At 52.4% G+C, this 23,530-nt stretch carries 23 protein-coding genes and 2 pseudogenes; 16 read left to right on the forward strand and 9 right to left on the reverse strand.

Annotated elements, in window-relative coordinates:
- Window positions 1-8: 8 nt before the first annotated feature.
- The 3 genes and pseudogenes from DRI82_RS08395 to DRI82_RS08405 all read right to left on the reverse strand — a co-directional run bounded on the left by DRI82_RS08395 (window position 9) and on the right by DRI82_RS08405 (window position 3,000).
- Window positions 9-1,316, reverse strand: a complete 1,308-nt coding sequence (locus tag DRI82_RS08395; protein WP_114193050.1) for a 6-phospho-beta-glucosidase — start codon at window positions 1,314-1,316, stop codon at window positions 9-11.
- A gap of 28 nt (window positions 1,317-1,344) precedes the next feature.
- Window positions 1,345-2,679, reverse strand: a pseudogene (locus tag DRI82_RS08400) (PTS sugar transporter subunit IIC).
- Between the two features lie 15 nt (window positions 2,680-2,694).
- On the reverse strand, window positions 2,695-3,000 hold the full coding sequence (locus tag DRI82_RS08405) for a PTS sugar transporter subunit IIB (RefSeq protein ID WP_114193051.1): 306 nt from the start codon (window positions 2,998-3,000) through the stop codon (window positions 2,695-2,697).
- 300 nt (window positions 3,001-3,300) lie between these two features.
- Between DRI82_RS08405 and ppiA the strand changes: the two genes are divergently transcribed.
- The 5 genes from ppiA to argD all read left to right on the forward strand — a co-directional run bounded on the left by ppiA (window position 3,301) and on the right by argD (window position 6,782).
- The gene (ppiA, locus tag DRI82_RS08410) at window positions 3,301-3,870 is read left to right on the forward strand and encodes a peptidylprolyl isomerase A (RefSeq protein WP_114193052.1); all 570 of its coding nucleotides are present in this window, start codon (window positions 3,301-3,303) and stop codon (window positions 3,868-3,870) included.
- Between the two features lie 187 nt (window positions 3,871-4,057).
- Window positions 4,058-4,228 carry a YhfG family protein gene (locus tag DRI82_RS08415; RefSeq protein WP_114193053.1) on the forward strand — a complete coding sequence of 57 codons (171 nt, stop codon included), beginning with the start codon at window positions 4,058-4,060 and terminating at the stop codon, window positions 4,226-4,228.
- Window positions 4,218-4,820 carry a putative adenosine monophosphate-protein transferase Fic gene (locus DRI82_RS08420; RefSeq protein WP_114193054.1) on the forward strand — a complete coding sequence of 201 codons (603 nt, stop codon included), beginning with the start codon at window positions 4,218-4,220 and terminating at the stop codon, window positions 4,818-4,820. Before DRI82_RS08415 ends, DRI82_RS08420 begins: the two co-directional genes overlap by 11 nt.
- Before the next feature lie 32 nt (window positions 4,821-4,852).
- Window positions 4,853-5,428, forward strand: coding sequence for an aminodeoxychorismate synthase component II (locus tag DRI82_RS08425; protein WP_114193055.1), 576 nt, complete (start codon window positions 4,853-4,855; stop codon window positions 5,426-5,428).
- A 130-nt stretch (window positions 5,429-5,558) separates the two neighbouring features.
- Window positions 5,559-6,782 (forward strand): bifunctional acetylornithine/succinyldiaminopimelate transaminase, encoded by a 1,224-nt coding sequence (argD, locus tag DRI82_RS08430; RefSeq protein WP_114193056.1) that lies wholly within the window; start codon window positions 5,559-5,561, stop codon window positions 6,780-6,782.
- 51 nt (window positions 6,783-6,833) lie between these two features.
- Here argD and DRI82_RS08435 read toward each other — a convergent pair whose 3' ends face one another.
- Window positions 6,834-8,909: a YccS/YhfK family putative transporter gene (locus DRI82_RS08435; protein WP_114193057.1), complete on the reverse strand. Its 2,076-nt coding sequence runs from the start codon at window positions 8,907-8,909 to the stop codon at window positions 6,834-6,836.
- 57 nt (window positions 8,910-8,966) lie between these two features.
- Window positions 8,967-9,599, reverse strand: a complete 633-nt coding sequence (crp, locus tag DRI82_RS08440; RefSeq protein WP_114193058.1) for a cAMP-activated global transcriptional regulator CRP — start codon at window positions 9,597-9,599, stop codon at window positions 8,967-8,969.
- Window positions 9,600-9,930: 331 nt separating this feature from the next.
- On the opposite strand from crp, the gene DRI82_RS08445 reads away from it, so the two are divergent.
- The gene (locus DRI82_RS08445; RefSeq protein WP_114193059.1) at window positions 9,931-10,338 is read left to right on the forward strand and encodes an OsmC family protein; all 408 of its coding nucleotides are present in this window, start codon (window positions 9,931-9,933) and stop codon (window positions 10,336-10,338) included.
- A 37-nt stretch (window positions 10,339-10,375) separates the two neighbouring features.
- Here DRI82_RS08445 and DRI82_RS08450 read toward each other — a convergent pair whose 3' ends face one another.
- The 3 genes and pseudogenes from DRI82_RS08450 to DRI82_RS08460 all read right to left on the reverse strand — a co-directional run bounded on the left by DRI82_RS08450 (window position 10,376) and on the right by DRI82_RS08460 (window position 12,577).
- Entirely contained in the window at window positions 10,376-11,245 is an 870-nt protein-coding gene (locus DRI82_RS08450; protein WP_114193060.1) for a phosphoribulokinase, read from the reverse strand.
- A 117-nt stretch (window positions 11,246-11,362) separates the two neighbouring features.
- Entirely contained in the window at window positions 11,363-11,599 is a 237-nt protein-coding gene (locus DRI82_RS08455; RefSeq protein ID WP_114193061.1) for a YheU family protein, read from the reverse strand.
- Window positions 11,596-12,577 (reverse strand): annotated as a pseudogene (locus DRI82_RS08460) (hydrolase). Before DRI82_RS08460 ends, DRI82_RS08455 begins: the two are co-directional and overlap by 4 nt.
- Before the next feature lie 99 nt (window positions 12,578-12,676).
- Here DRI82_RS08460 and DRI82_RS08465 point away from each other — a divergent pair.
- On the forward strand, window positions 12,677-13,279 hold the full coding sequence (locus DRI82_RS08465) for a LysE family translocator (RefSeq protein ID WP_114193062.1): 603 nt from the start codon (window positions 12,677-12,679) through the stop codon (window positions 13,277-13,279).
- Between the two features lie 57 nt (window positions 13,280-13,336).
- Window positions 13,337-14,119: a PhzF family phenazine biosynthesis protein gene (locus DRI82_RS08470; RefSeq protein WP_114193063.1), complete on the forward strand. Its 783-nt coding sequence runs from the start codon at window positions 13,337-13,339 to the stop codon at window positions 14,117-14,119.
- Between the two features lie 4 nt (window positions 14,120-14,123).
- Here the strand turns inward: DRI82_RS08470 and DRI82_RS08475 are convergent, their stop codons facing one another.
- Window positions 14,124-15,104 (reverse strand): LacI family DNA-binding transcriptional regulator, encoded by a 981-nt coding sequence (locus DRI82_RS08475; RefSeq protein ID WP_114193064.1) that lies wholly within the window; start codon window positions 15,102-15,104, stop codon window positions 14,124-14,126.
- A gap of 205 nt (window positions 15,105-15,309) precedes the next feature.
- On the opposite strand from DRI82_RS08475, the gene DRI82_RS08480 reads away from it, so the two are divergent.
- The 8 genes from DRI82_RS08480 (at window position 15,310) to tauD (ending at window position 23,512) form a co-directional block, all read left to right on the forward strand.
- Entirely contained in the window at window positions 15,310-16,572 is a 1,263-nt protein-coding gene (locus tag DRI82_RS08480; RefSeq protein WP_114193065.1) for an MFS transporter, read from the forward strand.
- The gene (locus DRI82_RS08485) at window positions 16,562-17,641 is read left to right on the forward strand and encodes a Gfo/Idh/MocA family protein (protein WP_114193066.1); all 1,080 of its coding nucleotides are present in this window, start codon (window positions 16,562-16,564) and stop codon (window positions 17,639-17,641) included. Before DRI82_RS08480 ends, DRI82_RS08485 begins: the two co-directional genes overlap by 11 nt.
- A 31-nt stretch (window positions 17,642-17,672) precedes the next feature.
- Window positions 17,673-18,734, forward strand: a complete 1,062-nt coding sequence (locus DRI82_RS08490; protein WP_114193067.1) for a sugar phosphate isomerase/epimerase family protein — start codon at window positions 17,673-17,675, stop codon at window positions 18,732-18,734.
- Window positions 18,734-19,876 carry a Gfo/Idh/MocA family protein gene (locus DRI82_RS08495; protein ID WP_114193068.1) on the forward strand — a complete coding sequence of 381 codons (1,143 nt, stop codon included), beginning with the start codon at window positions 18,734-18,736 and terminating at the stop codon, window positions 19,874-19,876. Before DRI82_RS08490 ends, DRI82_RS08495 begins: the two co-directional genes overlap by 1 nt.
- 177 nt (window positions 19,877-20,053) lie before the next feature.
- A complete protein-coding gene (gene tauA, locus DRI82_RS08500; RefSeq protein WP_114193069.1) occupies window positions 20,054-21,049 on the forward strand; it encodes a taurine ABC transporter substrate-binding protein in 996 nt (331 codons plus the stop codon).
- 11 nt (window positions 21,050-21,060) lie between these two features.
- On the forward strand, window positions 21,061-21,828 hold the full coding sequence (tauB, locus tag DRI82_RS08505; RefSeq protein WP_114193070.1) for a taurine ABC transporter ATP-binding subunit: 768 nt from the start codon (window positions 21,061-21,063) through the stop codon (window positions 21,826-21,828).
- Window positions 21,825-22,667, forward strand: coding sequence for a taurine ABC transporter permease TauC (tauC, locus tag DRI82_RS08510; protein WP_114193071.1), 843 nt, complete (start codon window positions 21,825-21,827; stop codon window positions 22,665-22,667). The genes tauB and tauC overlap by 4 nt, the downstream gene beginning before the upstream one ends.
- The gene (gene tauD / locus DRI82_RS08515; RefSeq protein ID WP_114193072.1) at window positions 22,664-23,512 is read left to right on the forward strand and encodes a taurine dioxygenase; all 849 of its coding nucleotides are present in this window, start codon (window positions 22,664-22,666) and stop codon (window positions 23,510-23,512) included. The genes tauC and tauD overlap by 4 nt, the downstream gene beginning before the upstream one ends.
- Window positions 23,513-23,530: the final 18 nt, after the last annotated feature.

The raw sequence follows: 23,530 nt of genomic DNA on the forward strand, positions 1-23,530 counted from the left end.
GTGAAGAGTTATTTGAATTGGGGTAAATAGTCCCGGTTTAGTGTCAGTACTTCGTCAATCAGCTTTTGCGCCAGTTCGGCGTTGGCGACGAGTGGATTGGCAACCAGCGCCAGCAAACCACTCTGTTTATCACCGTGAACCGCCGCCTCAATCGTCAGCCGCTCATAAGTTTTTACCTGCTGCGTCAACGCATGCATCACTGGCGGCAATTCACCAAACACCAGCGGATGAGCGCCGCGTGCATCAATAATACAGTTTGTTTCTACCACAGCATCATTGGGCAGACCATAGATGGCGCCGTTGTTGGACGTATTTACCACCATCTGCGTACCCAGATTATTATGGATTGCGCGGATCAGTTCCAGAGCGACCTCTGAATAGTATGACCCGCCACGGAAACTCAACTGCTCGGGTTTGCTGTCGAGCTGCGGGTCGGCATACAGAGCAAAAAGCTCTTTTTCTACCTGCATCACTTGCTCAGCGCGGGTACCCTCTTTGGTGGCAGCAATCTGCTCATCCGCAATCATTTCACGGGTCTGATAGAAATAGCGATGATACGGGCAGGGAATGGCACCCAGAGCTTGCAGGAAGTCCGCAGACCATGGTTCTTCCTTGATATTATTCATGGTGAGCATGGCACCGTCTGACAACATGCCAATCACCCGTGCCGTGACGTCCTTACCTTGCAGCCAAACGTGATGCACCCAAAGCATATGGTTGAGACCGGCAAATTGCAGTTCAATATCTTCTGATGCCACGTTGAGCATTTTGGCGATGGTGTGATGCATGGAGATCGGGACATTACAGAGACCGATGATGTTGGCATGAGTGTAACGAGACACCGCTTCGGTCACCATGCCCGCCGGATTGGTGAAATTGATAATCCAGGCGTCGGGTGCCAATGTCTCAACTTTATGCGCAATCTCCAGTAAGACGGGGATTGTGCGCAGTGCCTTGGCAAATCCACCAACACCGGTAGTTTCCTGACCTATCAAACCATATTTCAGCCCGAGACGTTCATCAGCCGCTCGGGCAGGCAGTTGACCGACCCGCAGTTGGGTCAAAACGAAACGGGCACCGCGAATGGCGTCATCCAGAGAGAAATGGATGCTGACATGAATATGCGCCAGACCGTGGCGTGCCAGCATGCGGCGCGTCAGATCGGCGATAATCGTAACTTTCTCGCGACCTTCTTCCACATCAACCAGGGCTAATTCGGTCACGGGCAATTCATCTATGCGCTGTATCAGCCCGTCCACCAATTCCGGGGTATAGCTGCTGCCACCACCGATGACGGCTATTTTGAATTCACTCATTTGTTCCTCCGAAATATAACGCCCGCATCTATTGTGTTGCGGCACGCGTTGGATTCTCTTCGGCGTCCAGATTGGCGTCGATCTGATCTTTCTCTTCATTCAGCAACTGTTTTTCGTACACCTTGAAGAACGGGTACCAGATGAAAAGGTCGATAACCATCAATGCCACCACAAGAACGGCAGCCCGATAGTCTCAGGCGGCTGAAATCATCGCACCCAGTGGCGCAGGCGCAGTCCAGGGGGCTAGGGCGACCATCTTCTGCACCAAATCGAGATGCAGTGCCGAATAGGCCAAAACGGCATTCACCATGGGTACAAGCAGCAACGGAATAAATAGCGTCGGGTTCATGACTACCGGTGAGCCAAACAGCAGGGGTTCATTGATATTGAATAGCGCGGGAACCACGCTGAGCTTGCCGATGGTACGCAGATGAATTGAGCGGCTGCGAATGTAGAGAATGGCCAGAACCAGCGTCGATCCAGAGCCGCCGATACAAATGTAGAAAGACCAGAACGGAGCGGTCAGCACCTGCGTTGTTGCTACACCATGGGTCATCAGGGCGGCATTGGTCGCCAGATTGGCCATGAAAATCGGGTTGAGCAAACCGGTGACAATATTGTCGCCATGGATTCCGGCAAACCACAGTAAATTAGCCAGCAGTAACGCGATAAGAATGGCGGGAAGCGTATCGCCAACGGTAATCAGTGGTTGAAAAACCTGCATGATCACCGCAGGGATCAGCATGCTGTACTCGCTTTGGATAAAAACACTGAGCGGGTAAACGGTAAGCAGGATCCCAATCACCGGATAGAGCAGTTCGAAAGAACGGGCTATCGCTTCTGGCACCTGCGCCGGCATGCGGACAGTAATATTGTATTTTTTTAGCAACCTGATCAGTTCCACCGACCAGATGGCGCAAATCAATGCGGTAAAAACGCCTTGGCCGCCAAGGAAATCCAGCGCCATTTTGTTTTCTACCTGCGGAGCCGTAGCCAAAAGAAACGCCATCAAAGACAATAACGAGGCGGTTAGCGTATCCAATTTGTAGTGTTTGGCGAGACTGAAGGCGGTACCGACAGAAACAAAGACGCTCATCAGACCCATGGTCATGAAGAACGGCATGGTGATGGTATTCCAATGGGCTTTTGAAAAGTTGAGCCAGGCCTGACCGATGGTGGAGTGGGTCTGCGCATCAAAAGGGGGATTGGCGACGATCAGCATAATACTGCCGATGATCAAAAACGGCATGGCAGAAATAAAGCCGTCACGAATAGCGATAATATGGCGCTGGCTGCCAATACGGCCTGCCAGCGGCGCGACGTGGCTCTCAACCACGCGCATCAGGGAAGCATAGAGTTTCATTAGAGACTCCGACTATCAGCCCATCATGCTGAGGGCAGTGTCCAAAACCTTGTCACCACGCATGGTGCCGTAATCCATCATATTGATTAACGCAACCGGCTTCCCTAGCGGTTTGGCAATCTTACTGAAACGCTCCAATTCATAACGAACCTGCGGCCCGAGTAAAACCACATCGGCAAATTCGATTTCGAGCTCAAACTCTGCCGTCGGTACAGCTTTGATTGAAATCTCCAAATTACGTTTTGCGGCTTCAGCTTGCATGGGGGTAACCAGCATGCTGGTAGACATTCCGGCGGCACAACACAGCACAATATGCTTCATGTTCCTCTCCTATCCAGTTCTGGTGGTTTTTTATCATTATGAGAGCGCTCTCATTTTTATAGACTAGCGATATTATAGAAGCAAAACGCGAGCCAGCTCTCAAAACCATGGGGAGTTGTGCGAAGCAATGATCAGGATGTGATCGCGTATGCAAAAAAGTATAGAAGAAGAGGTGTGTTGGATCGTTTTGGGATAATTGGTATGTTTAAGTAAATAAAAGTAAAGGTCTGGCGCTCAATGAAGTAGCTCTTTAGAATCAGAGCGCTTCCGTTGCTTGCATACTGGATATAGGAACCGTTCATGTTTAAACGTACTTTAGTGACCTTCGCTACCCTGCTTTCCCTGTCCGCGCTGGCACCCGCCGCGCTCGCCGCAGCCCAAACTCACGTCTTGCTGACGACGTCGGCAGGGAATATTGAGCTGGAGCTTGATGTGCAGAAGGCACCGGTTTCTGTGAAGAATTTCGTCGATTATGTGCAAAGTGGTTACTACAACAACACCATTTTCCATCGGGTGATCCCTGGTTTCATGGTGCAGGGCGGTGGTTTTAGCGAGAATATGCAGCAAAAAATTACCAATGCGCCGATCAAAAATGAGGCGGATAACGGTCTGCGCAACCTGCGTGGCACTATCTCCATGGCGCGTACTGCCGATAAAGACAGCGCGACCAGCCAGTTCTTCCTTAACGTTGCTGACAACGCATTCCTCGATCACGGACAACGTGACTTCGGTTATGCAGTCTTTGGCAAAATAGTGAAAGGCATGGATGTCGTCGACAAAATATCCCAGGTCAAAACCGAGAATGTCGGTCCTTACCAGAACGTGCCTTCTAAACCTATCGTGCTGCTTTCTGCGAAAGTATTGCCATAACCTTCAGAATAACAAGGCGAAATTGACGTTTGGATTGATTTCGCCCCCTATGCCGGGCCGTCGTGCCCGGTATTGCATTGCCTGCTTCCCTCGTAGTGTCCTTCCTCTGTGTGTCTATACTTAGCTGATGATACCAACGTGCTTTTCCCGTAACTCTGCTGCGTGCGCTGCAAACAAGGAGCTGAATATGGCAAAGAAAATGACCCTGAAGCAAAAGGAAAAACTCTTTCAGCAACGGCAGAACCAGAATTTCAAAGCGAGCACCGCCCTGGATGGTTTTGAGGTTGAAGAAGTCGCCCTGGATGCTGAACAGGCACTGCAACGCCTCGCAGAATTGAGGGCTCACTATGAACAATAAATTCGGTGACGGCGCGGATCCGTACTTCTATCCTGGCCTCAAAGTATTGAAAAATAAGTTGGGTATTCGCGAGGCGCACCGGCTATCACAAGCAGAACTGGCGCTGACCCCTTTGCGGGCAGCGACATTGACCCTGGGGCCAGAGGTCCGTGGATTGCCCTACTTGTGTGCCATTCATCGGCAACTTTTTCAGGACATCTACGCGTGGGCAGGCGAATTGCGGGAAATGGATACCTACAAACAAGATACCCGTTTTTGTCACTTTGCTTACATTGAGAAAGAAGGCAATGCCCTGATGCAGCAACTGGAAGAAGAGGAGTATCTCAACGATCTCCCTATCGATAAGTTAGCAGAGCGTCTTGCGCATTACTATTGTGAAATCAATTTATTGCATCCTTTTCGTGATGGCAATGGCCGCGCGCAGCGTATCTTCTTCGAACAGTTGATTATCCACGCAGGATACGATATTCAATGGTCCAAGACAGAGCAGGATCCCTGGAAAAGCGCCAACGAGGCGGCAGCTTTCGGCGATCTCAAACCGTTAACCGCGATATTCAACAAAGTGGTCAGTGAAGTCAGTGAAAATGAGTAGAATCACCCGATGATATTTTTCTGGAAAGACTCATGCTGCTGTTGATCGATAACTACGACTCTTTTACCTACAACCTCTATCAATATTTCTGCCAGTTAGGGGCCGACGTTATTGTAAAACGTAACGACCAGATGCAGTTGGCGGAGATAGACGCATTGGCCCCCGACCATCTGGTTATCTCGCCAGGCCCTTGTACGCCTAACGAAGCCGGTATTTCGCTGGCGGCGATCCAACATTTTGCCGGAAAGATTCCTATTCTGGGCGTTTGTCTGGGACATCAGGCTTTGGCGCAGGCGTATGGTGCAACGATTGTGCGTGCGCGGCAGGTGATGCACGGTAAAACGTCGGCCATCGTTCATAGCGGAATCGGCGTATTTACCGGCCTGAATAATCCTCTTACCGTTACCCGCTATCATTCGCTGGTAATCGATCCTCCTACTTTGCCCGACTGTTTTGAAATTACTGCCTGGACCGAAGGCTTGTCCGGCAGGGATGAGATTATGGGGATCCGCCATCGCACATTGCCGTTGGAAGGTGTTCAATTCCATCCCGAAAGTATCTTGAGCGAACAAGGTCATCAGTTGTTGGCTAATTTTCTTAAAAATTAGTGTGTTACGTTTTTTATTGTGTAGTAGGTCTATTTTTGTTTGCTTGATTTTGATTTTTTATGCATATTTTGTGATTATAATTTCACATGCTATGTAATTAATGTTGCGATCGATTAGGGTGGGGAGCGAAATGGCAGAAGAAAAAGAGTCAGTCGGACGTGAAGTCTTCGATCAGGTGATTTTGCCTGTTTATGCACCGGCGCAGTTCATTCCGGTGAAAGGCAAAGGCAGCCGGATCTGGGATCAACAAGGCGCAGAATATATCGATTTCGCTGGTGGGATCGCGGTGACGGCTTTGGGACACTGCCATCCGGCGTTGGTCGCGGCACTGCATCAGCAAGGTGAAACCCTGTGGCATGTCAGTAACGTGTTTACCAATGAGCCCACGCTGCGTTTAGCGAAAAAGCTGATAGCCGCGACTTTTGCCGAGCGGGTTTTCTTTGCCAATTCAGGTGCGGAAGCCAACGAAGCGGCGTTTAAACTGGCGCGTTATTACGCTTCCCATCGCCATAGCCCCTACAAAAGCAAAATCATCGCTTTTCATAACGCTTTCCACGGTCGTACCCTGTTTACTGTCTCCGTAGGCGGCCAGCCGAAATATTCCGATGGGTTTGGCCCCAAGCCTGCGGACATTGTCCATGTGCCATTCAATAACCTCGACGCGGTCAAAGCGGTCATCGACGATCATACCTGTGCAATTGTGGTTGAGCCAATTCAGGGCGAAGGAGGCGTAATGCCAGCCGATCCGGCGTTCCTGCAAGGATTGCGTGATTTGTGCGATCAGCATCAGGCGCTGTTGGTTTTTGATGAAGTACAGAGTGGCATGGGACGTAGCGGCAAGTTATTCAGCTATATGAACTATGGCGTAACGCCGGATATTTTGACCACAGCGAAAGCGCTCGGTGGCGGATTCCCTATCAGTGCCATGCTGACGACTGAATCCATTGCATCCGTGATGAGTCCGGGTGTTCACGGTACCACCTATGGCGGCAATCCGCTGGCGTGTGCCGTGGCCGAAGCCGCATTGGATATCATCAATACGCCGGAAGTGCTGGCAGGCATCAATGAACGCCGTGCGCATTTCGAAAAAGCATTGGACGCCATTAATCAAAAATATCAGGTTTTCAGTGCCGTACGCGGCATGGGATTGCTGATTGGTGCCGAACTGGTAGAGAAATACCACGGTAAAGCGCGTGATGTGCTGATGGCTGCGGCAGAAAATGGTCTGATGATCCTCAATGCCGGTCCCAATGTGGTGCGTTTTGCGCCATCGTTGGTTATCGAGTTCGAGGATATCGAGCAGGGAATGGCGCGTTTTGAGAAAGCCATCGCCCGCCTGGTCAATGCGGCATAGTACCGTATTACCGTAATCCGCGGGGGAGTTCTCGCCCCCGCTCAATCACTTTCAACCCTCTTTGACTCTCCGTTTCAACCAGATGCCATGATGTGGGCGCTGACGCCAGGCAAGGGACGAAATGGTATTCATCACGCTGAGATGTGAAATGATGCGGCGTAAATGGCGTTCCATTTCCGTGATCGGCATATCCGGATGCAATTCCGGTGCGCGGAACATACTGTTTTCACTGCTTGGCCCATCATAAATCAACCGTTGCTGACAGCTTTGCAGCGCAATTTCGCACGATTCCAGATACTCCGCCGCCAGTTTGGGCGTCAGCATATAATGCTCGCGCGCCAGAATAGTCATGGCGTTGATATGCTCGACAACAAACTGGCTGTGCGTCACCCACAATCTCATGTCCGACAGATAACGTGAATTGAATCCCGGCTCCTGCATGGCCTGATTCAGCGATGTAAAGAGGGTGTTATGTGCCTGATTGACGGTCATGCGCGCATACGCGAGTTTGGCAGGATCGGGGTTCTCTTCCAGCAGTACGCGGATGGCATCCTGATCTTTTTCCAGCGCCTGATGGGCGTTCTTGCGCAGCAATCCACTCTGCCATTGCGGCCAAAGCCAAATCGTGGCGCCGAATGCCAGGGCACAGCCAATCAACGTGTCGATAAGGCGCGGGATAAGGAAGTTGACGCCGTTCAGTGACAGCAATTGCAAGGTATAGACGGCAGTGACGGTCATGCCAATCATGGCCAGCCCATAGTTTTTCCGCAAAACCAGAAATGAGCAGAGCGTAATCAGCAGCATGACAGCCAGCGTGGTGTTCTGCGGCCATTGCAAATGCAGAAGACCGGCGGCAATCACCAGACCGGCCAACGTGCCTAACGCACGGTGCTGGATTCGAACCCGGGTGGCGTTATAACCGTTCTGACTGACCAGCATGAGCGTCATCAGGATCCAGTAAGGTTTCGGCAAATTGAAAAACAGCCCAAGGCTGCTGCCGACCGCCAGTGCCACACCGAGGCGTGCGGCGTTACGCAGGGCGATGGATTTCAGCGAAATATAGCTGCGCAGTGCACGCCAGAAAGGCAGTTGGTTTTGCGTTTGCATTAAGTCGCGACGATAAAGAGGACGTAGCGTACGCAATAGGCGTGCAATGCGGCTGAAGTGGTAGTAGCAGAACTGGCCGACGGGATTATCACTGTGTCGGCTGGCTATCTTTTCCAGGGCTGACAGTTCTTTATCCATTGTGAATCGTTCGGCTTTGCGGTGATAGAGAATATCGTCGGCCAGAAGGCGTAACCGTTCAGCGATGACTTGCGCATTGCGACGTATTACGGCTTCGGCGTGACTCTCTTCAACCAGTTTTTGTACTTTATCGGGTTGGTGCAAACTGACGGTGATGTGCTCCTGCAAATCCAGCGCCACTTGGAATGCGCGGAACAGTCGCCGGTGCTGACTGCTGTCCGTAGCCGCAAGCATATGCAGTTGCTGATAAATCAGCGCGATCTGATCCATCACCTGTTGCTGGCGTTTAAATAACGGCGGTAGGGCAGTTTCGGGGTCGGTATGTTGGGTCAGCAGGCTGTACTTTTCTTCAAAATAGTCCGCCAACTGACGATAAAGCAAACTGAGGCTTTCACGCATGGGTTGCTCTTTCGCCAAACTGAACCACACCCAGGTGAAAAGGCCGTACCAGAGGGTACCCGCAGCAAAGAGCAGTGGGGCATACCAGATGGGAACAACGCCCACCATGCTGAGGGTAAAAATGGCCGCAATCAATGAACCATTCAGCAGTCGACCGTGCAAGGGACTGATTTCACCGGTAACGCCCAGCAAGAGAGCCATTGCAAACATGATCAGCGGTAAAGGCAAATGCCACGTCAAGAGCAACCATTGCAGCAGAAAACTGCTGAGGGCAAACAGTGAACTGCCTACCGCTATGCGTTTGAAAAAGCGTTTGTGCGGGGTATCCAGACCAGAAATATTGCAGCAGGCGATGGCCAGCGAGAACATCAAGCCAAGGTGCAATTGATCAAAAGGTAAGGACAACGCGACAGGTAGACACAGAACCAGCGTTTGTCGCAGGGCGTAGTTGACTTCCGGGTGGTAGAAAATTCTGCGCCACATCAGATATTCACGAGGCAAAAAAGGCGTGACATAAAGCCACGCCTTTTCATTAGCGGATTAACGGGTGCCGTAGACGACAATCGTTTTACCATGCGCGGAGATCAGACTTTGATCTTCGAGCATTTTCAGGATTCGGCCAACCGTTTCGCGAGAGCATCCTACGATCTGGCCAATTTCCTGACGGGTAATTTTGATCTGCATACCATCAGGATGAGTCATGGCATCGGGTTGTTTTGCTAAGTTCAGCAGTGTTTGAGCAATGCGTCCCGTCACATCAAGGAAGGCAAGGTTGCCTACTTTTTCTGACGTTACTTGCAAGCGACGCGCCATTTGAGAAGAGAGACGCATCAAAATATCGGGATTTACCTGGATCAGTTGACGGAATTTCTTATAAGAAATTTCAGCGACTTCACACGCGGTTTTGGCCCTTACCCAGGCACTGCGTTCCTGACCTTCTTCAAATAACCCGAGTTCCCCGATGAAATCTCCCTGGTTAAGGTAGGAGAGGATCATTTCTTTGCCTTCTTCATCTTTGATCAGCACTGCAACAGCACCTTTCACGATGTAGTAAAGCGTTTCGGCTTTTTCACCCTGGTGAATCAGCGTACTTTTTGATGGGTACTTGTGTATATGACAATGAGACAGGAACCATTCGAGAGTAGGGTCTGTTTGCGGTTTGCCGAGAACCATTCGCTGTTATCCTCTGTTGTTATCGCTGCCCTAAATCACAGGGCTCAGAGTTCCCTGTACGGCGTTTAATATGAACACGCGTCGTTCTAGGATATTAACTCACTGAACATGCCGCGAGGTGAGCCAGATTGAGCATAGCAAAGAACATTGCCCATTTCTCTGAAATCTGCGCTTGCATCATACCCAGAAAGTTTTATTCGGCTTTGTTGTAGCACAGGATGAGGCGGGTGTCTTCTGTTGTCTCGCTTCAGCATGATGAGGATCGGGTTCCGTTGCCTGTTTTGGTATGAAAGGGTAGTCTGTTTCCAGCAAACAACCGGGAGTTATACGCATGCAGGCACGAGTGAAGTGGGTAGAAGGGCTGACATTTTTAGGTGAATCGGCGTCGGGACATCAGGTATTGATGGACGGAAATGCCGGTGATAAAGCACCGAGCCCAATGGAAATGGTATTAATGTCAGTAGGTGGTTGCAGTGCGATCGATGTCGTCTCGATCCTGCAAAAAGGGCGCAGTGATGTACGTGACTGCGAAGTGCGCCTGACGTCTGAGCGTCGTGAGGAGACACCACGTACGTTTACCCATATCCACCTGCATTTCATTGTGACAGGGAAGGGTCTGACCGACAAAGTGGTTGAACGCGCCGTTGATCTTTCGGCTGAGAAATATTGCTCGGTGTCGCTGATGATTGGCAAGGCGGCGTCCGTAACGCACAGCTTTGAAATTGTTGCAGTTGAGTAAGCGTTAGGCCGGGGTGCCCGCTGGGTGCCCCGAAGAGTCACTCTATTTTTTTGCCTGCCATCAATCTCTCCACCAGCGGTGCCATAATCAGCTCCATCGCCAGTCCCATTTTCCCACCCGGTACCACCAATGTATTAATGTGCGAGATAAACGATCCCTGCAGCATCGCCAGCAGATAGGGGAAATCGATATGATCCAGACCACGGAAGTGGATTACCACGAAGCTTTCATCAAGCGAAGGAATGGCTTTCGCCGCAAAGGGGTTCGAGGTGTCTACCGTAGGAACACGTTGGAAGTTGATATGGGTACGTGAAAACTGCGGAGTAATGTAGTTGATGTAGTCGTCCATCGAGCGGACAACCGAGTCCATCACGGCTTCGCGGGAGTGACCGCGTTCACCGGTATCGCGCACCAGTTTTTGAATCCATTCCAAATTGACTATGGGCACTACACCCACCAGCAGATCGACATATTTTGCCACGTCATGATGATCGGTCACGACGCCGCCGTGCAGGCCTTCGTAGAAGAGGATATCGGTAGAGTCCGGTATCGGATGCCAGGGCGTAAAGGTCCCCGGCACTTGATTATAGGGAACCGCTTCATCGTAAGTATGCAGATATTTGCGCGAGCGTCCTGTGCCGTTTTTACCGTATTCGATAAAGCTCTTTTCCAGCAGGCTGAAGTCATTGGCCTCTGGGCCAAAATAGCTGATGTGGCGGCCAAGATCGCGCGCCTTGCGAATCGCGGCATCCATCTCAGGACGGGTAAAACGATGGAAGCTGTCACCCTCAAGTTCAGCGGCACGCAGGTTCAACTCGTGGAAAATTTTACGAAATGCCAGACTGGTGGTAGTAGTCCCTGCGCCGCTGGATCCGGTGACGGCAATGACTGGATGTTTGGCTGACATAGAATATTTTCACTCCGATTTGATGACACCTGCTCAGGTACCAAGAGCATAATTAGTTATATTGTTACCATAACTATTCTCCATGGTATAGCGGTGTGCGAGCGGATTTTTCAGGACCTATTCCTGTTCCTCTGCGTCTGCACGGAATTGCCCACGGGGCATAAAGTTAATGCTTTCATGCAGTTCAGACCACACCAAAACCACGTCACCGCTTTGCAATTGACGGCGTACATCGTCAACTTTTTGCGCCAGACTGCGCTCGTGTTCACCGTAATCGGTGCCTTCGCGTAATACAAACGCCTCAATCAAATTGTTCAGCGTTTCACTTTCTATGTCCTGCCATGGAATGATCACAATGTGGTGTCCAGATGTTGAGAAAGCCAGGCCGGAATTCGCTGTTCCAGCCACATTTGTGGATGTTGCAAGGTGCCACCAACGAAACCCACGTGTCCACCATGCTGAGTGAGTTGATACTCCACATTGATGGGTAAGTGGGCGGGATTGGGGATCACGTCCGCTGTCATGAACGGGTCGTCTTTGGCATGGATAATCAGCAAAGGCGTACTGATCTGCGGCAGCAACGGCATCGCGCTGCAACGGCGGTAATAGTCGATCGCATCGCTGAAACCGTGCGCTTTTGCCGTAATGGCATCGTCAAAATCGCGGATGCGCCTCATCGTTTTCAACTGTGGCAATTTGATTGGCAGCGTATCCGGGTAAGCCGTCAGTTTTCGGGAGGCGTTCTGTTTTAGCTGCCCGAGAAGGTAATGCTGATAAAGGCGTGAAAATCCCTTTTCCAACCGGTAAGCACACGGTTCCAGCATCAAAGGTGCCGAAACCACGACCGCCGCGCACAAGGGGGGATTTTTCACCCTCTTGCCCGAGGTAGCAGGCCAGCATATTCCCACCCAATGACACTCCGACCGCTGCAGTTGCCACTGTACCGTAATTCTCATTCAGCCAGTTGATAAAATAGCGAGCATCTTCGGTTTCACCTGAATGATAGATGCGCTGCATGCGGTTTGGTGTTCCGCTGCAACCACGGAAATGCATCACCACGCCCAACCAACCGCGCTGTTGCCAGGCAGTAAGCAAGCCATGGGCATACGGGCTATTGAAATTACCTTCCAGGCCGTGAAACAGAATCACCCGGGGTTTATGCCGCGCATTCTGCGGATCCTCACTCCAGGCCAGATCGACAAAATCGCCATCTGGCAATTCCAGGCGTTGCCAATGGGGGGTGAGGAATATCTTCCTGCGAAAGAGTCGCGGCAGAAGAGTTTGCAGATGCGGATTGGTGGCACCCCGCATCGGGTGAAAGGATTCATACATAATGTGAATAAAATTCTTATAGGTAGAGTCTTGTGCGATCAATATCACACTGTTAGTTTCAATGGTATCGCACACCCTGGGGTGAGGAGCACCCGTTTCATGGAACTGAGTCTTTTTCTTTCAATGTTAGGATTTCTTTGGGTCGCGGCAATTACTCCCGGACCCAACAACATGCTACTCACGACATCTGGTGCCAATTTTGGCTTTGTCCGTTCATTGTGGTTGATGATCGGTATTATGCTAGGAATGCAGAGTATTTTGCTGCTGGTCGCTTTCGGCGTGGGTAGCCTGATTCTGCTTTATCCTTCCCTGCATCTTATTCTCAAAATTCTCGGGAGCTTGTACCTTTTATGGCTGGCCTGGAAAATTGCGACCTCAGCCTATGAGAAGCTGGAAACCGGAACTGCGCCCGCAAGACCGATTCGTTTTTATCAGGGGTGGTTATTACAGTTTCTAAATCCAAAAGCCTGGTTGATGGCGTTGGGCGCTGTTGCCAGTTTTAGCCTGGCGGGGGCGGAATATCATCATTCTGTCGTGGCGATAAGTATCGGTCTCATGTTGGTGAATCTGGTTTCCGGGATTATCTGGCTGGGGTTTGGAACGGTAATTGGCCAATTGCTGCGTAGTCGCCGGGCATGGTTCACCTTCAATATTTCCATGGGTATTCTGACCGCAGCCTGCGTTCTGCTGATTTGGCACTGATGGCAGGATTTCACTGAATTTAAGGACAGCGTTTCACCGAACCAAGGACACAAGGCGATAACTATGCGTTATTTTCAAGTTGCAGCGTTTGTTGGTGAGGGGTTGGCCGGTAATCCGGCTGGCGTGTGCTTGCTGGAAAAACCGCTGGAAACTCGACAATTGCAGGGCATCGCCGCAGAACTCAATCTGCCGGAAACCTGCTTTGTCTGGGAAGACGGGGAAATGTTGGCGTTGCGCTGGTTTACGCCGGGCAGGGAAGTGGATCTCTGTGGGCATGCGACGCTGGCCGCGGCGAGGGTGATTTTCAGTGAGGTTAGCCCGGAGCGGAATGAGTTGTGTTTCCGGTCCGCGAGTGGGGTTCTGCGGGTGACGCGACAAGACAGCGATCGCGATAAGTTGTGGCTGGATTTCCCGTCACGTCCTGCGGTTTGCATCGATTCGCCCGCCGGTTTCTCTGCGCTGCTGGGAATAAAACCGCAGGAAGTCTGGCAAGCCAAGGCACTGATGGCCGTTCTGGAGAATGAACGGCAGGTACGTGAGTTGCAGCCCGCCATTGCGACGTTGATCGACCATGTTGGGCAAGGCGTCATCGTTACGGCACCGGGCGACAGGGTGGATTTTGTCTCGCGCTATTTCAGTCTGGATCGCAGTGAAGACCCGGTTACCGGCTCGGCACACTGCACGTTGATGCCCTATTGGCAGTCCCGCCTGGGGCGCGATTCAGCGGTAGCCCATCAGATCTCGGCACGTGGCGGGGAATTGTTTTGCCAGCAACAGGGTGAGCGGACGCTGATTGGCGGCTACGCCCGGCTGTTTTTGCGCGGCGAGATTCTGATTTAGGGGCTCAAGCGGAACCCCGCTCGATTAATTGCCAGCCCAGCACTTCATTGACCACTGGCTGTCGGTGGTCTTTAATTTTGGCAATCAATAACTGAACGCTGCGTACGCCGAGAAGATGCATCGGCTGCTGAATGGTTGACAGTGGCGGCGACGTCACGTTACCAAACGGTACACCGTCAAAGCCGAGCAGCGCCAGATCCTGCGGGACAGCCAGGCCCAGTTGATGCGCTACGCTAAGCGCGCCACCGGCAATGACGTCTGATACAGCGAAAACCGCATCCGGCGGTTGCGGCAGTGCCAGCAGATTACGCATGGCTTTTGCGCCTTCCCTGTAATCCAGATTATCCACGTATTCGATCTGACAGTAATCGAGCCCCCATTCAGCCAGCGCCTGCCGATACCCGTGTTCCCGTTGTTCCGCATAGAGATAACGCATATCACTGTTGATTAGCGCAATGCGGCTTCTGCCTTTTTTCGCCAGGAACGTGACACCGGCCCGCGCAGCCTCGGCGTTATCAATCGTCACCGAAGATGCATCGATACCCGGATCGCCTTCACCGCATTGCACCCACGGGAAGTCACCAATCATTGTTGTTAAACCCGGCAGACAACTGATCGCATCCATGGTGATCACCCCATCCACGACCTTACCACTCAGCAGCCCAAGGTAGGCCGATTCGCGCGTCAGTTTGGATTCCGAATTACACAGCAAGATGTGATAACCCTGCTTTTCAGCTTCTTCTTCGATCCCGCGAACCACTAACGAGCAGAAGGGGTTGGTGATGTTCGACACCAGTACCAGCAGCATGCGGCTTCTTGCGGTGCGTAGTTGGCGGGCCAGTAGATTTGGTTGATAGTCGCATTCACGGATCGCGACCAATACCCGTTCACGGGTAGTTGGTCTGACACCCGCATGCGCATTCAATACCCGCGATACGGTAGCCGTCGATACACCCGCTTTTTTCGCAACTTCATCGATAGACATAAGATTCCATTTTTGTCTGGGAGTTGTATGAAGTGTGAGATTGGTTACAAAACCAGCACATATAATTAATTAATACAGTAGCCGTGTGGCCGAAAAAAAGAAATCGATTACATTCAGATATAGCAGAAATGAAATCGATTACAAACCGCAATGTTGTCTATGTTCATGGAATTTCTCCACTTTGTCACAAACCTTCGGGGGAGTTATGTCATCACAAACAGTGGTTCAGTCGGCCAGTAAAATCCAGCATAAATGGGTAGTTCCACGTCTCGCGCTCATGATGTTTCTACAGTTTTTTGTGTGGGGTGCCTGGTATGTCACTCTGGGCGTGGTGATGGGGAAATATGGTTTGTCGGCGATCATCGGTGATGCCTATTCCATCGGGCCTATCGCCTCCATTTTGTCGCCATTCTTCCTCGGTATGGTGGTCGATCGCTTCTTCGCATCGCAAAAAGTGCTCGGCATTATGCATTTGGTGGGCGCCGTGTTGTTATGGATTCTACCGGGGATGTTCACGGCCAATTCCGGTGCGCTTTTGTGGATGATTTTCGGTTATATGCTGTGCTACATGCCGACGATCGCGCTCAGCAATAATGTTGCCTTTTTTAGCCTGAAAAGCAGCGAGAAAAGTTTTCCGATCGTCCGCGCGTTTGGCACCATCGGCTGGATTGTTGCCGGACTGATTGTTGGCACCACCGGCCTGTCGGACAGTACCAGTATTTTCACGCTGGCTGCGGTGGCGTCAGTGGTGCTGGGGATTTATAGCTTTACCCTTCCCAACACGCCTGCCCCAGAAAAAGGCAAACCGATGGCGATACGCGATCTATTCTGCGCCGATGCCTTTGCCTTGCTGAAACAGCGCCATTTCCTGATTTTCATCATCTGCGCCACGCTGATTTCTATTCCACTGGCCGCCTACTACGCCTATGCCGCGCCATACGTTGCAGCGGTTGGATTTGAAAACGTCGGTGGTGTGATGGCGTTGGGACAGATGTCAGAGCTGCTTTTCATGCTGTTGATTCCGTTCTTTTTCCGTCATCTGGGCATCAAGTATATGCTGTTGATCGGTATGCTGGCCTGGTTCCTGCGCTATGTGATGTTTGCTTTTGGTATCAACGAAGAACTGCGTTGGATGGTTTACATAGGCATCCTGTTACACGGCATATGTTATGACTTCTTCTTTGTTATTGGTTTCATCTATACGGATAAAGTGGCGGACAGCCGGGTGAAAGGTCAGGCACAAAGTCTGTTGGTTCTGTTCACCTACGGCATCGGTATGCTGGTCGGTTCGCAGATCAGTGGCGCGCTGTTCAACCGCATGGTCACGGCGCAAGGCGAAGCTGCATTACCACAGTGGCAGAGCTTCTGGTGGTATCCGGCGATTGCCGCGTTACTGATTGCCACGCTGTTCTTCTTCACCTTTAACTACCGCGAATCGCCAGAGGAGGCCAAAGAGAATGGTCGCTGAAGCGAGGCTGCGGGTGTTGATCGTGGGCTGCGGCAATATGGGCCGCAGCCATGCGCAGGCGTATCAGCAGATGCCCGATTGTGAAATTTGTGGGCTGGTGGCGCGCGGCGATTCAAAGCAGCAGCTCAACGCACTATTGGAAAGCGAGTATCCGTTATTCGATGATTTCGAGCAGGCGCTGTGTATCACCCAACCGGATGCGGTTTGCCTGTCGACGTGGCCCGACACGCATGAGGCGTATGCGTTAGCCGCGTTGGCGGCAGGGTGCCACGTCTTTTTGGAGAAGCCGCTTGCCACCAGCGTTGCTGGCGCAGAGCGGGTAGTGGAGGCTGCAAAACAGGCCGGACGGCAAGTTGTGGTCGGTTACATCCTTCGACATCATCCCTCCTGGCAACAGTTTATAGCACTGGCACAAGGGCTGGGTAAGCCCTTGGTAATGCGCATGAATCTCAACCAGCAGAGCGTGGGGGACATGTGGACTGTGCACCGGCATTTGATGGATTCCCTTTCCCCGATCGTTGATTGCGGTGTGCATTATCTGGATGTGATGTGTCAGATGACGCAAGCCAATCCGGTGAGTGTCAGTGCCATCGGCGCGCGTCTCACCGAAGTGTTACCGACGGGCAGAATGAACTATGGTCAACTGCAGGTACGTTTTGATGATGGTTCCGTCGGCTGGTATGAGGCCGGTTGGGGGCCGATGATCAGTGAGACGGCGTTTTTCGTCAAAGATGTGATTGGGCCGAAAGGCGCGGTATCCATTGTCGCCCGGCAGGCGGCGGGGAGCGGTCAGTCGGCGAATGTGGATTCCCATACGCGAACCGAGTCGTTGCGGCTGCATCTGGCAGAGTTGGATGCTGACCAGCAATTCATCCACGAGGATCGCTGGATAGACTGTCAGGATGAACCCGATCATCTGGAGCTGTGTCTGCGTGAACAGGTTTTCTTTATTGCCGCTATCCGCAGCCGTCAGGATCTCAGCCAACATCTGACAGACGCGATAAATAGTTTGCGCATTGTGTTGGCTGCCGAAGAGTCGATTCAGAGCCAACGGACGGTTAATTTTTGATTTAATCAATAAGATAATTCGGGAGACACCAATGAGAACCCTCAAGGGGCCATCGATTTTTCTGGCTCAGTTTATTGGAGAAGATGCACCGTTCAATACGCTGGACGGGCTGGCGGGGTGGGCCGCCGGATTGGGATTCAAGGCGATACAACTGCCGACGGGCAATCCCGCTATTTTTGATTTGACACTCGCAGCCAGTAGCCAAACCTATTGTGATGATATTCAGGGTATTCTAGCGGGTCATGGCGTGTGTATTTCCGAGCTTTCAACCCATCTGCAAGGGCAGTTGATCGCCGTACACCCAGCGTATGATTTGGCTTTCGATGGATTTGCCCCACCAGCGCTGCGCGGGAATCCCGCAGGGCGCTATTCCTGGGCAGTCTCCGAACTCAAGAATGCGGCGCAGGCCTCGCAGAGACTGGGATTGACGGCACATGCCACGTTTTCTGGTTCACTGGCCTGGCCCTATTTTTACCCCTGGCCGCCGCGCAATGCCATTATGCTGGATGAGGCTTTCGCTGAGTTGGCTCTCCGCTGGCGGCCGATTCTTGATGCCTTTGATGAGGCGGGTGTCGATCTTTGCTATGAGTTGCATCCTGGCGAAGATCTGCATGATGGCGTGACCTTTGAACGTTTTCTTGCCGGGGTGGATAACCATCCTCGCTGCCATATTCTCTTCGATCCGAGCCATCTGCATTTACAGCAGATGGACTACCTGGCGTTTATCGACCACTACCATTCCCGCATCCGGGCGTTTCATGTGAAAGATGCGGAGTATCGATTGTCAGGGCGCAGCGGCGTCTACGGCGGTTATCAATCATGGCAGGATCGTGCCGGGCGTTTTCGTTCTCCTGGGGATGGGCAAATCGACTTTTCGGCTATTTTCAGCAAATTGGCGCAATATGACTTTCCCGGCTGGGCAACGCTGGAATGGGAATGCTGCCTGAAAGACGGTGAAACAGGTGCGCGTGAAGGCGCTGCATTTATCACACAGCATATTATTCCGGTGGCAGATCGCGCTTTTGATGATTTCGCCGTTACCGCTGACGGCCTGCAACACGCCCGGCGCATGCTTGGATTGGAGAGGGAATAATGAAACCACAACGGCGTTTACGCCTCGGCATGGTTGGCGGAGGTGAAGGCGCATTCATTGGTGCTGTACATCGGCTGGCAGCCCGAATGGATGACCGCTATGAATTGGTCGCGGGGGCTTTTTCCTCTTCGCTGGAGAATTGCCAGCGTACTGGCGCAGCGTTGTGGCTCGATCCTGCCCGCTGTTACGCCAGTTACCAAAAGATGGCGGCACAAGAGGCGGATGGCATTGATGTTGTGGCAATTGTGACGCCAAACTTTTTGCATGCGCCCGTGGCGACGGCATTTTTACAGGCGGGTATCCACGTTATCTGCGATAAACCGCTGTGCCTAAACGCGCAACAGGCGAGCCAGTTGGCGGCGGTGGTCAAACAAAGCCAGTGCCAGTTTATCCTGACCCATAATTACAGTGCCTATCCGCTCATTAGGGAAGCACGTCAACGCGTATTGAGCGGTGAGCTTGGGGAGATTCGCTTTGTCGAGGTGGAGTATCTGCAAGACTGGATGAGTGAATTGGTTGAGCAGACCGACAATAAGCAGGCAAGCTGGCGCGGGGAACCGGCGAAAGCGGGGGCGGGCTGCATTGGGGATGTGGGTACTCATGCGTGGCAATTGGCGTCGTTTGTCAGTGGCATGCTGCCGCAGAGCCTCAGCGCAGAACTCGCAACCGTTGTTGCAGGCAGAGCGTTGGATGACGATGTCCGTGTGACCCTGCGCTACGCCAACGGTGCGCGTGGCCGTCTTTGGGCAAGTCAGGTCGCCAGCGGCCACGAGAACAGTTTGCGGCTGCGGATCTATGGCAGTGAGGCCAGCCTTGAGTTTCAGCAAGAGAATCCGAATCAACTGTGGATCAGGCCGAGAAATGCGCCCGCTTATTGCCTGACGCGTGGCAGCGGGGTGTTAAGCGACGAAGTGCGGACGATGGGGCGTGTTCCTGCCGGACATCCCGAAGGTTATCTGGAAGGCTTTGGACAAATCTATCGCGAGGCCGCCGATCAAATTTGGGCAGCGATAGACGGTCAGCCTTTTAGCGGTTCTCTTTTGCCCGGCATTGACGATGGCGTCGCCGGAATGAAATTTATTGATGCCGTTCGGCACAGCAGTATGGCGGATGGAAAGTGGGTCGATTTTAGTGCAGCTTAGGCGAATCAACAATTTAGCAACATTTGTGCTGCAATGTAGAAAGAAAATAGCCTCTTTACTTCCAAATGGAATAAAGAATAATTTTTAATTACTTCTTGCCGTGGCTTTGCTCAGATAAAACTGTGATCAGGACGAATCGCGTCCCCTGACAAAAACAATTTTATTCTGGAGCACACTATGGCGAGCAAATCTTTCTCTATACGCGGTTTGGCATTATTGGTGCTGTCGGTAACCGCGCTGAGTGCGCACGCGGTGGATGTAATCGTGGCGTATCAGACCTCTGCTGAGCCAGCAAAAGTGGCACAGGCTGAAAATACCTTCGCACAGTCGTCAGGTGCGAAGGTTGACTGGCGAAAATTCGACAGTGGCTCCAGCGTCTTGCGTGCACTGGCATCTGGTGATGTGCAAATCGGAAATATCGGCTCCAGCCCATTGGCGGTGGCGGCCAGTCAAAAACTCCCTATCGAAGTCTTTCTTATCGCCTCTGAGCTTGGCAGTTCCGAAGCGCTGGTGGTGAAAAAAGAGATCAATTCCCCGAAAGATCTGATCGGGAAACGCATCGCAGTCCCTTTCATTTCCACAACGCACTACAGTCTTCTGGCGTCACTCAAGCATTGGGGTATCCGTCCCGATCAGGTCACTATCCTTAACTTGCAGCCACCGGCCATTGCAGCGGCCTGGCAACGTGGTGACATTGACGGCGCCTATGTCTGGGCTCCTGTTGTAAATGAGCTGGAAAAACAAGGCAAGGTATTGACCGACTCGGAGCAGGTAGGGAAATGGGGCGCACCGACGCTGGATGTGTGGGTCGTGAGAAAAGATTTTGCCCAGGCCCATCCTGAAGTTGTCACCGCATTTGCCCGCAGCGCGTTGCAGGCTCAAGGCAAATATCTGCAACAGCCTGAGCAATGGCTGGCTGATAACGGCAATCTGAGTACGTTGTCCCGACTGAGCGGCGTCCCGACAGAGCAGGTACCCGTACTGGTCAAGGGAAACCGCTATCTCCCGGTAGCTGAACAGATTACCCAGTTGGGTCAGCCCGTTAACCAAGCCATTCAGGATACTGCCCAGTTCCTGAAACAGCAGGGCAAAATCCCCCAGGTCGACAGCGATTATAGCGACTACGTGACCGACAAGTTCGTTAAACAGGTTCAGGCTGAACCCCAGTCCTGAGGAGATCGCTGATGCTCAAGGTTTCTCATCTCACTGCCCAATATGACGGCAAAACGGCGTTGAAGGATATCTCGTTACAGATCGCTGCCGGACAACTGATGGTCGTTCTGGGTCCGTCAGGCTGCGGTAAAACGACGCTGCTTAATCTGATTGCCGGATTTGTCGAGCCGTCGTCGGGGAGTATTACGCTCGATGACCAGCCTGTGAAAGGACCGGGTGCCGATCGCGGGGTCGTTTTCCAGCATGAGGGTTTGCTGCCGTGGCGCGATGTGGTGAGTAACGTTGAGTTTGGTCTGCAACTGGCTGGCGTGGCGCGGGAGTCCCGCAGAAATACGGCCCTGCGCATGCTGAAACGCGTGGGGCTGGAAGGCTACGATCAGCATTTCATTTGGCAACTTTCGGGGGGTATGCGACAGCGTGTCGGTATCGCCCGCGCGTTGGCTGCCGATCCGCGGCTGCTACTGCTCGATGAGCCTTTCGGTGCGCTTGATGCTTTTACCCGTGAACAGATGCAGGAGCTGTTGCTGAATATCTGGCGTGACACGGGCAAACAGATTTTGCTCATCACTCACGATATTGAGGAGGCCGTATTTCTCGCCAGTGAATTGTTGCTGCTGTCGCCGGGGCCGGGTGAGATTGTGGAGCGGCTGTCGCTTAATTTTGGTCAACGTTATGCCAACGGAGAACCCTGTCGCGCAATCAAATCCGATCCGGAATTTATCGCCCAGCGCGAATATGTTCTGAGCAAAGTCTTCCAACAACGTGAGGCGCTGACATGAGCCTGCATTCGACGATAAAAACGGCCACGCTGTCACCGCCTGATGTCAGCAAAAAAAATAACCTCCGCCTGCCGCGCAATGTTTGGCTCAGCGTCACAACCTTGCTGACGCTGCTGTTTATCTGGTGGGGCGTGACGGAACTGAAACTGATTGCGCCGCTGTTCCTCCCCGCACCACAGCAGGTTTTGCACCAACTGCTGGTCATCGCCAGTCCACAAGGTTTTATGGATGCCACGCTGTGGCAGCATCTGACCGCCAGTCTGGCGCGGATTGTGATTGCGCTGCTGGCGGCGGTGATCATCGGTATTCCGGTCGGCATTGCGATGGGGCTGAACGATACCGTGCGCGGCATTCTCGATCCGTTGATTGAAATTTATCGCCCGGTGCCGCCGTTAGCCTATCTGCCCCTGATGGTGATCTGGTTTGGCATTGGGGAAACGTCAAAAATATTACTGATCTATCTGGCGATTTTTGCGCCGGTTACGTTATCGGCGGTGGCAGGTGTACGCAGTGTCGCACAGGTGCGGGTTCGTGCTGCGCGGGCATTGGGTGCCAGTCGCTGGCAGGTATTGCGTTATGTGGTTTTGCCCAGCGCGCTGCCCGAAATCCTGACTGGTATCCGCATTGGATTGGGTGTTGGCTGGTCGACGCTGGTGGCGGCTGAGCTGATCGCTGCCACCCAGGGTTTGGGATTCATGGTGCAATCGGCGGGTGAGTTTCTCGCCACTGACGTGGTCATCGCGGGGATCAGCGTGATAGCGATAATCGCTTTTGGTCTTGAGTTGGGTCTGCGCGCGCTGCAACGCCGGCTAACCCCTTGGCATGGAGTACAACAATGAACGAACGTTTGAAGGTGACCCCGTTGGGGCCGCATATCGGTGCTCAGGTCGAGAATGTTTCTCTGGCGCGTCCATTGGGCGATAGCCAGTTCGAACAGCTTTATCACGCATTGCTGAAGCATCAGGTACTGTTTTTCCGCGATCAGCCCATCACTCCGTTGCAACAGCGTGATTTGGCCGGTCGCTTCGGTGACTTGCATATTCATCCGGTTTATCCGCATGCGGCTGAATGTAAAGAAATTATCGTTCTGGATACCCATGACAATAATCCGCCGGACAATGATAACTGGCATACGGATGTGACGTTCATTCAGACGCCGCCGCTGGGTGCCATTTTGGCTGCAAAAAAACTGCCTGCTACCGGCGGAGATACACTGTGGGCCAGCGGTATTGCTGCTTATGAGGCGCTGTCAGAACCTTTTCGCCATCTGCTGAGCGGTTTGCAGGCGGAGCATGATTTCACCAAGTCATTCCAGGAGTATAAGCATCGTCAAACGCCGGAAGATCATCAGCGTTGGCTGTTGGCGAAAGAGAAAAATCCGCCGTTGCTCCATCCGGTGGTGCGAACGCATCCGGTAAGCGGTCGTCAGGCGTTGTTTGTAAATGAAGGTTTTACTACGCGGATCGTGGATGTGACCGAGAAGGAGAGTGCGGCGCTGCTGTCGTTCTTGTTCAGCCATATCACAAAACCCGAGTTTCAGGTGCGCTGGCGCTGGCAGGAGAATGATGTGGCGATCTGGGATAACCGGGTAACGCAACACTACGCCAATGCGGATTATTTGCCGCAACGACGCATTATGCATCGCGCCACCATTCTGGGTGATGCGCCTTTTTATCGGGAGTAATATTTTTGTTAGGGAAGG

The organism is Edaphovirga cremea (assembly GCF_003332275.1).
GTDB lineage: Bacteria > Pseudomonadota > Gammaproteobacteria > Enterobacterales > Enterobacteriaceae > Edaphovirga > Edaphovirga cremea.

Excerpts from the sequence above, each read along its gene's own strand:
- DRI82_RS08395 (WP_114193050.1), bottom strand. The coding sequence starts at position 1,316 with ATGAGTGAATTCAAAATAGCCGTCATCGGTGGTGGCAGCAGCTATACC.
- DRI82_RS08405 (WP_114193051.1), bottom strand. The coding sequence starts at position 3,000 with ATGAAGCATATTGTGCTGTGTTGTGCCGCCGGAATGTCTACCAGCATG.
- ppiA (WP_114193052.1), top strand. The coding sequence starts at position 3,301 with ATGTTTAAACGTACTTTAGTGACCTTCGCTACCCTGCTTTCCCTGTCC.
- DRI82_RS08415 (WP_114193053.1), top strand. The coding sequence starts at position 4,058 with ATGGCAAAGAAAATGACCCTGAAGCAAAAGGAAAAACTCTTTCAGCAA.
- DRI82_RS08420 (WP_114193054.1), top strand. The coding sequence starts at position 4,218 with ATGAACAATAAATTCGGTGACGGCGCGGATCCGTACTTCTATCCTGGC.
- DRI82_RS08425 (WP_114193055.1), top strand. The coding sequence starts at position 4,853 with ATGCTGCTGTTGATCGATAACTACGACTCTTTTACCTACAACCTCTAT.
- argD (WP_114193056.1), top strand. The coding sequence starts at position 5,559 with ATGGCAGAAGAAAAAGAGTCAGTCGGACGTGAAGTCTTCGATCAGGTG.
- DRI82_RS08435 (WP_114193057.1), bottom strand. The coding sequence starts at position 8,909 with ATGTGGCGCAGAATTTTCTACCACCCGGAAGTCAACTACGCCCTGCGA.
- crp (WP_114193058.1), bottom strand. The coding sequence starts at position 9,599 with ATGGTTCTCGGCAAACCGCAAACAGACCCTACTCTCGAATGGTTCCTG.
- DRI82_RS08445 (WP_114193059.1), top strand. The coding sequence starts at position 9,931 with ATGCAGGCACGAGTGAAGTGGGTAGAAGGGCTGACATTTTTAGGTGAA.
- DRI82_RS08450 (WP_114193060.1), bottom strand. The coding sequence starts at position 11,245 with ATGTCAGCCAAACATCCAGTCATTGCCGTCACCGGATCCAGCGGCGCA.
- DRI82_RS08465 (WP_114193062.1), top strand. The coding sequence starts at position 12,677 with ATGGAACTGAGTCTTTTTCTTTCAATGTTAGGATTTCTTTGGGTCGCG.
- DRI82_RS08475 (WP_114193064.1), bottom strand. The coding sequence starts at position 15,104 with ATGTCTATCGATGAAGTTGCGAAAAAAGCGGGTGTATCGACGGCTACC.
- DRI82_RS08480 (WP_114193065.1), top strand. The coding sequence starts at position 15,310 with ATGTCATCACAAACAGTGGTTCAGTCGGCCAGTAAAATCCAGCATAAA.
- DRI82_RS08485 (WP_114193066.1), top strand. The coding sequence starts at position 16,562 with ATGGTCGCTGAAGCGAGGCTGCGGGTGTTGATCGTGGGCTGCGGCAAT.
- DRI82_RS08490 (WP_114193067.1), top strand. The coding sequence starts at position 17,673 with ATGAGAACCCTCAAGGGGCCATCGATTTTTCTGGCTCAGTTTATTGGA.
- DRI82_RS08495 (WP_114193068.1), top strand. The coding sequence starts at position 18,734 with ATGAAACCACAACGGCGTTTACGCCTCGGCATGGTTGGCGGAGGTGAA.
- tauA (WP_114193069.1), top strand. The coding sequence starts at position 20,054 with ATGGCGAGCAAATCTTTCTCTATACGCGGTTTGGCATTATTGGTGCTG.
- tauB (WP_114193070.1), top strand. The coding sequence starts at position 21,061 with ATGCTCAAGGTTTCTCATCTCACTGCCCAATATGACGGCAAAACGGCG.
- tauC (WP_114193071.1), top strand. The coding sequence starts at position 21,825 with ATGAGCCTGCATTCGACGATAAAAACGGCCACGCTGTCACCGCCTGAT.
- tauD (WP_114193072.1), top strand. The coding sequence starts at position 22,664 with ATGAACGAACGTTTGAAGGTGACCCCGTTGGGGCCGCATATCGGTGCT.